Origin of the sequence: Mycobacterium sp. E802 (assembly GCF_001666875.1) — a bacterium.
Classification (GTDB): Bacteria; Actinomycetota; Actinomycetes; order Mycobacteriales; family Mycobacteriaceae; genus Mycobacterium.
Genome location: NZ_LZJD01000082.1, coordinates 35,466 through 46,171, shown reverse-complemented (window position 1 = coordinate 46,171; position 10,706 = coordinate 35,466). Strand labels below are relative to the sequence as shown.

General features: G+C 66.4%; 11 protein-coding genes. 5 read left to right on the top strand and 6 right to left on the bottom strand.

The window, feature by feature from the left end:
- Positions 1-780: HNH endonuclease signature motif containing protein (locus tag A5699_RS29560; protein WP_231965696.1), on the top strand; the 780-nt coding region annotated here is incomplete at its 5' end.
- Positions 781-900: 120 nt separating this feature from the next.
- Here A5699_RS29560 and A5699_RS12420 read toward each other — a convergent pair.
- Together A5699_RS12420 and A5699_RS12415 are read right to left on the bottom strand one after the other, a co-directional pair.
- Positions 901-2,052 (bottom strand): acyl-CoA desaturase, encoded by a 1,152-nt coding sequence (locus A5699_RS12420; protein WP_067769654.1) that lies wholly within the window; start codon positions 2,050-2,052, stop codon positions 901-903.
- Positions 2,053-2,069: 17 nt separating this feature from the next.
- Positions 2,070-3,152, bottom strand: coding sequence for a ferredoxin reductase (locus tag A5699_RS12415; RefSeq protein ID WP_067769652.1), 1,083 nt, complete (start codon positions 3,150-3,152; stop codon positions 2,070-2,072).
- Between the two features lie 71 nt (positions 3,153-3,223).
- Between A5699_RS12415 and A5699_RS12410 the strand changes: the two genes are divergently transcribed.
- Together A5699_RS12410 and A5699_RS12405 are read left to right on the top strand one after the other, a co-directional pair.
- Positions 3,224-3,889 (top strand): TetR family transcriptional regulator, encoded by a 666-nt coding sequence (locus A5699_RS12410; protein ID WP_067769647.1) that lies wholly within the window; start codon positions 3,224-3,226, stop codon positions 3,887-3,889.
- Positions 3,890-3,898: 9 nt separating this feature from the next.
- Positions 3,899-4,696 carry an enoyl-CoA hydratase/isomerase family protein gene (locus A5699_RS12405; protein WP_067769645.1) on the top strand — a complete coding sequence of 266 codons (798 nt, stop codon included), beginning with the start codon at positions 3,899-3,901 and terminating at the stop codon, positions 4,694-4,696.
- On the opposite strand, the gene A5699_RS12400 is transcribed toward A5699_RS12405, so the two are convergent.
- On the bottom strand, positions 4,665-5,435 hold the full coding sequence (locus A5699_RS12400; protein ID WP_067769643.1) for an SDR family NAD(P)-dependent oxidoreductase: 771 nt from the start codon (positions 5,433-5,435) through the stop codon (positions 4,665-4,667). The genes A5699_RS12405 and A5699_RS12400 overlap by 32 nt on opposite strands.
- 92 nt (positions 5,436-5,527) lie before the next feature.
- On the opposite strand from A5699_RS12400, the gene A5699_RS12395 reads away from it, so the two are divergent.
- Positions 5,528-6,118 carry a hypothetical protein gene (locus tag A5699_RS12395; RefSeq protein WP_067769642.1) on the top strand — a complete coding sequence of 197 codons (591 nt, stop codon included), beginning with the start codon at positions 5,528-5,530 and terminating at the stop codon, positions 6,116-6,118.
- A 3-nt stretch (positions 6,119-6,121) separates the two neighbouring features.
- On the opposite strand, the gene A5699_RS12390 is transcribed toward A5699_RS12395, so the two are convergent.
- The 3 genes from A5699_RS12390 to A5699_RS12380 are packed head-to-tail and all read right to left on the bottom strand — an operon-like array spanning position 6,122 to position 10,187.
- The gene (locus tag A5699_RS12390) at positions 6,122-6,976 is read right to left on the bottom strand and encodes a pseudouridine synthase (RefSeq protein ID WP_082957680.1); all 855 of its coding nucleotides are present in this window, start codon (positions 6,974-6,976) and stop codon (positions 6,122-6,124) included.
- A gap of 7 nt (positions 6,977-6,983) precedes the next feature.
- Positions 6,984-8,729, bottom strand: coding sequence for a glycerol-3-phosphate dehydrogenase/oxidase (locus A5699_RS12385; protein WP_067769633.1), 1,746 nt, complete (start codon positions 8,727-8,729; stop codon positions 6,984-6,986).
- 42 nt (positions 8,730-8,771) lie between these two features.
- Positions 8,772-10,187 (bottom strand): NAD(P)H-quinone dehydrogenase, encoded by a 1,416-nt coding sequence (locus A5699_RS12380; RefSeq protein WP_067769631.1) that lies wholly within the window; start codon positions 10,185-10,187, stop codon positions 8,772-8,774.
- Between the two features lie 41 nt (positions 10,188-10,228).
- Here A5699_RS12380 and A5699_RS12375 point away from each other — a divergent pair, with 41 nt between their 5' ends.
- Entirely contained in the window at positions 10,229-10,696 is a 468-nt protein-coding gene (locus tag A5699_RS12375; RefSeq protein WP_067769629.1) for a gamma-glutamylcyclotransferase, read from the top strand.
- Positions 10,697-10,706 lie beyond the last annotated feature (10 nt).

Genomic DNA, 10,706 nt, shown 5'->3' with positions numbered 1-10,706 from the left:
TCGGGCACCCGGGCTGCTGCCGATGCCGCGGTGGTGCACCTGCTGGCTGAGCAAGCCACCCTCGATGCCAACAGCCCCACCCCCGGCTACCTACCCGGCTACGGGATCGTGCCCGCCCAAAGCGTGCGCGACCTGGCCGCCAACGCCACCCGCAAACCGGTGCGCCTACCCGACGACAACCCCACCCCCGAGACCACCCGCGCGGCGGCTGACAGTAGTGAGGCCGCGCCAGCCTCCACCGCCAGGACCTCTGCTCCAGAGCCTGGGTATCGCCCGTCGGTGGCGTTGCGGGAGTTCATCTTCTGGCGGGATCTGACCTGCCGGTTCCCCGGCTGTGACCGGCCCGCACAGTACTGCGATGTCGACCACACCGTGCCCTATCCGGCCGGGCCGACCCATCCGTCGAACACCAAAATGTATTGCCGCACACACCATCTCGTCAAAACGTTCTGTCCCGGCTGGGTCGATCGCCAATCACCTGATGGCACCGTTGAATTCAACACACCCACCGGGCACACCTACACCACCGAAGCCCACGGCGCGACGCTGTTTCCCATCCTGGGCGAGTCGACCGGGGACCTCAACCTCCCCGATCCCGAGGCGCAAAGTCCGCACCGTGGCATGAAGATGCCCAAACGCAGCCACACCCGCGAACAAGAACGCCAAGAACGCATCGCCGAAGAACGACACCTACGCGCCGAAATCAACAACGACCTCGACGTCGAACGCCAATACCAAATCTGGCTCGCCGAAGAATACGGACCACCCCCGCCGTTCTGAGAGTTTCGCGGTCAGCACCTCGGGCTCCCTCCTGCCACCTCGGAGCCCGGATGACCACTCGTGGTTCCGATATTGCCACGGGGTGGGCCAGGAGGGCCGGTGCCAAGGACCGGATTCAGATCAGCAATTGACGAGTTCAGGCTCGCAGATCGGCTGCGAAACCGGTTCGGGTGCAGACTCTTCGACAGCAGGCTCTTCTACGGCCGGCTTCGGATCCTTCGGCTTACCGCCCCACGGGAAGGCGAGCCGCACGATCTTGCGCACCACTGACGCGAATTGCTTGTGGATCGGGCCCGTGTTGTAGGGCAGGCCGTAGCGCTGGCAGATCTCCTTGACCTCGCCGGAGATCTCGGCATAACGGTGTGCCGGGATATCCGGGAACAGGTGATGTTCGATCTGGAACGACAGATTGCCGCTGAAGATGTGGAACCACTTGCCACCGCTGAGGTTTGCCGAGCCCAGCAGCTGGCGGAAGTACCACTGCCCGCGCGTCTCGTTCTGGGTTTCCTCGATGGTGAACTCGTGAGTGCCTTCCGGGAAGTGTCCGCAGAAGATGATGGTGTAGGACCACACGTTGCGCATCAGATTGGCAGTCATGTTGCCGGCGAACACAAATGGCGCGAACGGTCCGGCCAGCAGCGGGAAGGCCACGTAGTCCTTGACGGTCTGCTTGCGGACCTTGGCCCACATCTCACGCAGCATGTCCTTCTTGTCCCGCAGCCGGATCTCACCGGAGCGAATGCGTTCGGTTTCCAGCTCGTGCAGGGCCACGCCGTACTGGAAGAACACCATCAACAGGAAGGCATACAAGGGATTACCCAGGTAGTACGGACTCCACTTCTGGTCCTCGCTCATGCGCAGGATGCCGTAGCCGATGTCGCGGTCCATGTCGACGATGTTGGTGTAGGTGTGGTGCATGTAGTTGTGCGAGTGACGCCACTGGTTGGACGGGCAGGCCGAATCCCATTCGAAGTTCTGGCCGCGCAGCGCGGGATCGCCCATCCAGTCGTACTGGCCGTGCATGACGTTGTGGCCGATCTCCATGTTGTCGAGGATCTTCGACAGCCCGAGCATCACCGTCCCGACCGGCCAGGCCGGCGGCAAGAACAACAGCGCGCGACCGCCGACCTCGAGCTTGCGCTGCATCTTGATGATGTCGCGGATATAGGTGGCGTCGCGCTCGCCGAGATCGGCCAGCGCGCGCTCGCGGATGGTGTCGAGTTCGCGACCGAACTCCTCGAACTGGTCGGGGGTCAGGGTGTAGTGAGTCATGGCTCCGCCTTTCCGGACTAGAGATCGATGTCGACGTCACCGACGGGTGCGGTGACGCAGATCTGGATGTCTTCGCAATCCGCGGTGGACACCGCGCCGGTGATCAAGTTGCGTACTGCGCCGCGGCTCTTGAGCCGGGTGCAGCTGTGGCAGATACCCATGCGGCATCCGCTCTCGGGAGTCAGCCCGGCAGCCTCGGCCTGCGCAAGCAGGGTCTGGCCGTCGTCGGTGACGGTCACGGAGCTGTCGGTGAAGGTGATCGTGCCGCCCGTCGCCTCCCCGGACACCGCGAAGGTCGGGGGCACGAAGCTCTCCGAGTGGGCACCCGGGCAGTGTTCGCGGACGGTGTCGACGAGCGCGGGCGGACCGCAGACGAACACGGCGTCCGGCGTCGCGTCCGGGAAAGCAGCCGCCAGATGCGCCGGACCGAAATGGCCGTCCAAGTCGCCGCCGCCGTCGCGCGTGAACCCGTGCAGCACCCGCACGCCGAACATGCCCGCCAGCTCAGTGCGGTAGCAGGCCTCGTCGGCGCTGCGCGCGTAGTGCACGAACGCGATCTCGCCGGTGAACGCCTGTGCACGCAAGGTGCGCAGCATCGACAGCACCGGGGTGATCCCACTGCCGCCGGAAACGAACAAGATGCGCTGCGGCCGGACCTCCGGAAGCACGAAGTCACCGCCAACCGAATCGAGACCGAGGACCATCCCCGGATACGCGTGGTCACACAGGTAGTTCGAGACCAGCCCGCCGTCGTGACGGCCGATGGTCAATTCCAGGTGCCGCGCGCCTTCGGCGTTCGCCGGCGAATAGCACCGCGTGAGACGTCGGCCGTTGATCTCGACGGAGAGGTTGATGTGCTGACCAGCTCGAAACCCGGCGAACGCCGCATTGGGCTCCAGGGTCAGGGTGACGCTGCGCGACGTCTGTCGCCGCACCGCCACCACTTTGGCGCGGGCCTCGCCGCGGGTCCACGTCGGCTCGACCAGCTCGGTGTAACGATCCACGCCGTGCGGTCCGGTGAGCAAGTTCGCGAGCGCACTCAGCCGGGGGCCGGCCAGCAGCCGTCGACCAACGCCTTCAGCCATAGTTTGAGTGAACATGTGTACACAGTGCGCGTGCACAAGCGCATCTGTCAACGATAAAAATGCAGCAAGTGGTAGGGTTCACATCAGTGAACAGACGTACGCCCACTTCACGAACATCTAGCTCCCGCTCGCGGGACACGCTGTCCCGGGAAGAACGCAAGGAAGCCACCCGCCGCGCAATCATCGCCGCGGCGCTCACGCTGCTGAAAGACCGCAGCTTCAGTGCGCTGTCCCTGCGGGAGGTCACCCGCGAGGCCGGCATCGTGCCCGCCGCGTTCTACCGGCATTTCGACTCGATGGACGCGCTCGGACTCGTCCTCATCGACGAGTCATTTCGCTCTCTGCGCGACATGCTGCGGGGTGCGCGTGCCGGCAAGCTCGATCCGCACCACGTCATCGAATCCTCGGCCGAGATCCTGATCGGCAGTGTCAACGACCGGCGCGAGCACTGGCGGTTCATCGCCCGGGAACGCTCCAGCGGCGTGTCGGTACTGCGGTACGCAATCCGCACCGAGATCCGGCTAATCACTTCCGAACTCGCGATCGACCTGGCCCGATTCCCGGCCATGAAGGACTGGAGCAGCGAGGATCTCAACATCCTGGCGACCCTGTTCGTCAACGCGATGATCTCGACGGCAGAAGCGCTCGAAGACGCGGGCGATGCGTCAGCCGTCGAGGCCATCCACCGCACCGCGGTCAAACAACTACGGATGATCGCCGTTGGCGTCAACGGGTGGCACAGCACCGGCTAGTGTCCGCTCATGCCCCTCGCAGAGCCACTCGACCTGGCCTATCCGCGGCCCGACATCGCCGTCATCACACTCAATCGGCCCGACAAGCTCAACGCCTTGTCCTACGAGCTGGTCGAGGCCCTGCACGACACCCTCGACACGATCGCCGCGAACAACGAGTGCCGCGTCGTCGTACTCACCGGCGCCGGACGCGGATTCTGCTCGGGCCTGGATCTGAGCAACCCCAATCCGCCCGAGGCCGGTGGCGGCACCGAGTTTCCCCGCTCGGGCATGCGCTGGCAGGAACGCATCGCCAACCTGACGGTCAAGCTGCACCGCCTGCGCCAGCCTGTCATCGCCGCGGTCAACGGCGCGGCCTACGGCGGCGGTTTCGCGCTGGCCGCCGCCAGTGACATCCGCATCGCCGGACCGGCGGCCAAGTTCTGCACGCAGTTCATCAAGCTGGGCATCGGCGGCTGTGACATCGGCGTGAGCTACACGCTGCCCCGAATCATCGGCGCGGGTCCGGCATTCGATCTGATCCTCACCGCACGGGCGGTCGACGCGGCCGAAGCGCTACGGCTGGGTCTGGTGACGCGCGTCGTCGACGACACCGCCGACCTGCTCGACGCAGCCCTGGAAATCGCCGAAACCCTCTGTGGCTACGGCAAATTCGGTCTGGAATCGACCAAACAGGTCCTGTGGGCCAACCTCGACGCCGGCTGCCTGGAGACGGCACTGCACGTGGAGAACCGCAGCCAGATCCTGTCGGTTGGCACCGGCAGTCTTGCCGATGTCACCGAGGCGTCCCGCCACCGTCGACGATGATCACCTGCCCGGTCATGTAGCTACCGGCGTCAGAACACATCAGCAGCGCCGCGCCGACCATCTCGTCGGGACGGGCCAGGCGTTTCATCAAGGTGCCACCCACCATGTGGTCGATGGCCTCCTGCGGGTTGTTGCGCATCATGTCGGTGTCGACCGGCCCCGGCGCCAGGGCGTTCACCCGGATACCGAGCGGGGCGAACTCGGCGGCCATCGACCGGGTGGCCGACATGAGCGCGGCCTTGCCCGAGGCGTAGATCGACAGCGACGGCGCGAAGTTGAACGCCCCGACCGACACCATGTTCAGCACTGCTGCCTTGGCGCTGGCCTTCAGATGCGGCAAGGCCTCCTGCACGAGAAACACCGGTCCGCGCAGGTTCACCTCATAGGACTTCGCCCAGGCTTCCGGCGTCATCTGGCCCAGGGGCTGGGCCAGTGCGTTGGCGGCGTTGTTGACCACCACGTCGATCCCGCCGAACTCGGCGACCGTGCGTTCCACCAGGGTGCCGAGGTCGTCGATGCTGCCGCTGTGGGTGGGCACCCCGATCGCCTGACCTCCGAGACCGCGCAAATGCTCGGCCGCCTTCTCGCACGCATCCGGCTTGCGGCTGGCCACCACCACATGCGCACCGGCCAGGGTGAAACCCTCGGCGAGGGCCAATCCAATGCCGCGGGTACCGCCGGTGACGATCACGGTCCGGTCGGTCATGTCGAACAGATGGTCAAAGGTCTCCCGGTTCACCCCGTCAGTAGAACACCCCGACGGGGGGTGGATTGAGTCGCTACCGCAGTGTCAGCATGGAGGGGTAGCCAAGATCGGAGGGACCAGGCTGCATGAGAGTCAATCGGCGTCGCTGGTGGGTGCTGCGGGCACTCGGCCGGAACCCGCTCGTCCGGCGATCCGATCGGTTCGAAGCATGGGCCATGGTGCTCGTCGCGATCTTCGTCGTCCTGGTCATCCCGCACGCCGTCACCGTCGGGGAGAACGTCTACGCACACACGCTTCGCACCGCCGAGATCCAGGCGCAGACCCGCAAGCCGGTGCAGGCGACGGTGGTGGACGACACCCCCGCGACAGCCATGCCCGACGAGGGCACGACCGCCACAGCCACCGTGACGTGGACGGCGAACGGCACCCCGCACACCGGTGCCGTGCGCCCGACTCGCTCATTGAAGGCCGGCGACACCGTGCCGATCTGGGTCGACGAGAACGGGCGCCGCGTGTCGGCGCCGCTGTCGCCGTCCAGCGCCGGAACCTATGCGATCGCCGCCGCGGTGTCCGTCTGGCTGGGCACAGCGGTGTTGTGCGGCCTGGCCATCGCCGGGCTACGCGCGCTCCTCGACCGGCTCCGGATCCGCACCTGGGCCGCTGAGCTTCGGGTACTGCTCGACCGTGGCGACGGCCGAACCAGATGGCACCACTGAATCTCAACCCAGAGTTCGCGCGCTGACGAACTCGCGGTCGGCGCCGCTGACCGGGTCCGTGAACGCCAGACGCTGGGCCAGCAGCTGCAGCGGATGGTCAAAATCGTCTGGGCTGACTCCGATCACGTTGGGGTACAAGGAGTCACCGACAATCGGCAGGCCGATCGAGGCCATGTGCACCCGCAATTGATGCGTCTGCCCGGTACGCGGGGTGAGCCGGTACAGTCCGTTCCCGAGGGGTTCGACGTAGGTTTCGGCATTGGGTTCACCGGGTTCCTCGAAAGCCTGTAACCGACCGCGCTGCTTGATGATCCGACTTCGCAGCGTGGCCGGCAGAGCCACCGTCGGGGTGCCGGTCGCGCGGGCCAGATAGGTCTTGCGCACCCGGCCCTCGGCGAACAGTCGCTGATAACTCCCCCGAATCTCACGGCGCACGGTGAACAACAGCATGCCGGCGGTGAGCCGGTCCAGCCGATGCGCCGGACTGAGCTCCGGCAGGTCCAGATCCCGGCGCAGCCGCACCAACGCGGTCTGGGCGACGTGCGCGCCGCGGGGCATGGTGGCCAGGAAATGAGGTTTGTCGACGACGACGATGTCGTCGTCGACGTACAGCACCGGGATGTCGAACGGCACCTCTACCTCCTCGACCAGGTCCCGGTAGAAGTAGACGTACGCCCCAGCGGGAAGCGTCGTCGTCTCGTCGACGATCGAGCCGTCCGGTAGAACCACCTCGCCGGCAAGCACTTTCGCGCCGATGCCGAAACGGTTGTCCAACTCGTCGCGCACATTGCCCCCGAGAAGCCGCAACCGGGCCGGGCCCAGACCGTCCCGCACCGGCAGCGGGGGCGGCTTTCTCAACGCACCCTCAATTCAGCGGCACGGGTTCGAGGATCTGCGCGCGGGCCTCGGGCGCGGCCTGGCGCAGCGCATCGGCGGACTCGTCGTCGGGTTGGCGTTGCGACTGCACCTCGGCCTCCACCCGGGCGATGTAGGTGGCCACCTCACGATCGACATCCTCGGTGCTCCAACCCAGCACCGGGGCAACAACTTCGGCGACCTCGCGGGCACAGTCGCGGCCTCGGTGCGGGTACTCGATCGAGATCCGCATCCGCCGCGCCAGGATGTCCTCCAGATGCAGCGCGCCCTCGGCCGCGGCGGCATAGTAGGCCTCGACCTTGAGGTAGACCGGCGCATCGGTGATGGGTTCCAGCAGGTCGGGCCGCCCTTCGGCCATCTGTAGCACCTCACCGATCAACGAGCCGTAGCGGTCCAGCAGGTGCCGAACCCGGTAGGGATGCAGCCCGTAGTGTTTGCCCACCGACTGGGTCTGATTGATCAGGGCGAAATACCCGTCGGCGCCCATCAACGGGACTTTCTCGGTGATCGACGGTGCCACCCGGGCCGGGATGTACTCTGCGGCAGCGTCTATCGCGTCGGCCGCCATCACCCGATAGGTGGTGTATTTGCCGCCGGCAATGGCCACCAACCCCGGTGAAGGCACCGCGACGGCGTGCTCACGCGACAGCTTGGAGGTTTCCTCACTCTCACCGGCCAGCAGCGGACGCAACCCGGCGTAGACACCGTCGATGTCGTCATGGGTCAACGGCGTGGCCAGCACGGTGTTGACATGGCCGAGGATGTAGTCGATGTCGGCTTTCGTCGCTGCGGGATGTGCGAGGTCGAGATTCCAATCCGTATCGGTCGTGCCGATGATCCAGTGTGTCCCCCACGGGATCACGAACAACACCGACTTCTCGGTACGCAGGATGATCGCCACTTCGCTGACGATCCGATCGCGCGGCACCACGATGTGCACACCCTTGGAGGCCCGCACGCGAAACCGCCCACGCTCCTTGGACAGTGCCTGGATCTCGTCGGTCCACACCCCGGTGGCATTGACCACGACGTGGCCCCGCACTTCGGTGACGGCGCCGTCCTCGGAGTCACGCAGCGTCACCCCGACCACCCGATCGCCCTCCCGCAGGAGGTCGACCACCTGACTCGACGAACGCACCACCGCGCCGTAGTGGGCGGCGGTGCGGGCCACCGTCATGGTGTGACGGGCATCGTCGACGACGGTGTCGTAGTAACGGATTCCGCCGATCAGCGAGCTCCGCTTGAGCCCGGGCGCCAGCCGCAGGGCCCCGGACTTGGTCAGATGTTTTTGTGCCGGAACGGATTTCGCGCCACCGAGCTGGTCGTACAGAAAGATCCCGGCCGCCACATACGGCCGCTCCCACCACCGGTTGGTCAACGGGAACAAAAAGGGCAGCGGCTTGACCAGATGCGGTGCCAGCGTGGTCAGGCTCAGTTCCCGCTCGTGCAACGCCTCACGGACCAGACCGAACTCCAACTGCTCCAGGTAGCGCAGCCCACCGTGGAACATCTTGGAGCTGCGGCTCGATGTCCCGGAGGCGAAATCGCGGGCCTCCACGAGCGCCACCTTGAGGCCGCGGGTCGCGGCATCGAGAGCCGCACCGGCCCCCACCACACCGCCACCGATGACCACTACGTCGAATTGTTCACCGCCGAGTCGTTGCCAGGCTTGCGCCCTTTGCTGCGGACCGAGGAAGGTTTGCCCGTCGCCCGGTGCTGAGATCGGGTCAGTCACAATTCCCAGGCTACGTGGACGATGGGGTATCCGCCTGATTCTCTAGTCCAGGTCGTCGTGTTTCATCAACTGGCGCGCCGCCTCGGTGATCGAGCCCGACAGCGACGGATACACCGAGAAGGTCTGGGCCAGGTCGGTGACCGGAATGCCGTTCTGCACGGCCAACGCGATCGGCAGGATCAGCTCGGAGGCGATAGGCGCCACCACCACGCCGCCGATCACCACACCGGTGGCCGGGCGGCAGAAGATCTTGACGAAGCCGCGGCGCAGGCTGGACATCTTGGCCCGGGCATTGGTGTTCAGGGGCAGGGTCAGGGTGCGGGCCGGCACGGACCCGTCGTCGATCTTGGCCTGCGGAACACCGACCGCCGCGATCTCCGGCCGGGTGAACACCGCCGCGGCGACGGTGCGGAGCCGGATCGGGGCCACCGCCTCACCGAGAGCGTGGTACATCGCGATGCGTCCCTGCATGGCGGCGACCGAGGCCAGCGGCAGCAGACCGGTACAGTCGCCCGCCGCGTAGACACCCGGCACCGACGTCCGCGACACCCGGTCGACGGTCAGGTAATTGCCGGGGCCGAGCTCGATGCCGACCCGTTCCAGGCCCAGACCGCTGGTGTTGGGCACCGAACCGACCGTCATCAGGGCGTGGCTGCCCTCGACGACGCGGCCGTCGTTCATCGTCACGCGCACCCCGCTGTCGGTACGGGTCACCGACTCCGCGCGGGCGTTCTTGACCAACGTGACACCGCGTTCGGAGAACACCTCCTCCAGCACCGCGGCGGCGTCGGAGTCTTCGTGCGGCAAGATCTGGTCGCGGCTGGCCACGACCGTCACCGTCACGCCGAGCTCGGTGTAGGCGTTGACGAACTCGGCGCCGGTGACCCCCGAACCCACCACCACGAGATGCTCGGGCAAGGTGTCGAGGTCGTACAACTGACGCCAGTTGAGGATGCGGTCGCCGTCGGGCGCGGCGTTGGGCAGCACCCGCGGGCTGGCGCCGGTGGCGATCAACACCACGTCGGCGGTGAGCTGGCTGACCTCGCCGTCGTCGGCAGTGACCTTGACCCGATGCTGGGCCATGCCCGGCACGTCGTCGATCAGCTCGCCGCGGCCGGCGACCAGGTCGATGCCCTCGCTGCGCAGCCGCTGGGCGATGTCCACGGACTGCGCGGCGGCCAGCGTCTTCACCCGCTCGTTGATCTGGGGCAACGAGATGATGGACTGCTCGAAGTCCAGCGAATAGCCCAGGTTGGGTGCGCGCCGCAACTCGGTGCGCACCCCGGTGGAGGCGATGAAGGTCTTCGACGGCACACAGTCCCACAGCACGCACGCGCCGCCGATGCCGTCACTGTCGACGACGGTGACATGCGCGACCTCCGGGCCGCGGGCGGCGGCGACCAGCGCCGCCTCATATCCGGCGGGTCCGCCGCCGATGATCACGATGCGGGTAGCCACTGGACCAACCTAACGAACTTCGCCGATTAAGCTGTCTAACCGTGCCGCTGTACGCCGCGTATGGATCGAATATGCACCCGGAGCAAATGCTCGAACGGGCTCCGCACTCGCCGATGGCGGGTACCGGGTGGTTGCACGGCTGGCGGTTGACGTTCGGCGGTGAAGACATCGGCTGGGAAGGCGCGCTGGCCACCGTCGTGGAGGACCCGCTGTCCAAGGTGTTCGTCGTCCTCTACGACATGACGTCGGCCGATGAGCACTCGCTGGACCGCTGGGAGGGCTCCGAACTCGGGTTCCACAAAAAGATCCGCTGCCGGGTGGACCGGTTGTCGTCGGACACCACCACCGATCCCGTGCTGGCCTGGCTATATGTGGTCGATGCCTGGGAAGGCGGTCTGCCCTCGGCCCGCTATCTGGGGGTGATGGCCGACGCCGCGGAGATCGCCGGCGCGCCGGAGGAATATGTGCACGATTTGCGCACCCGCCCGTCCCGCAACATCGGACCCTGACTGGTCTGAC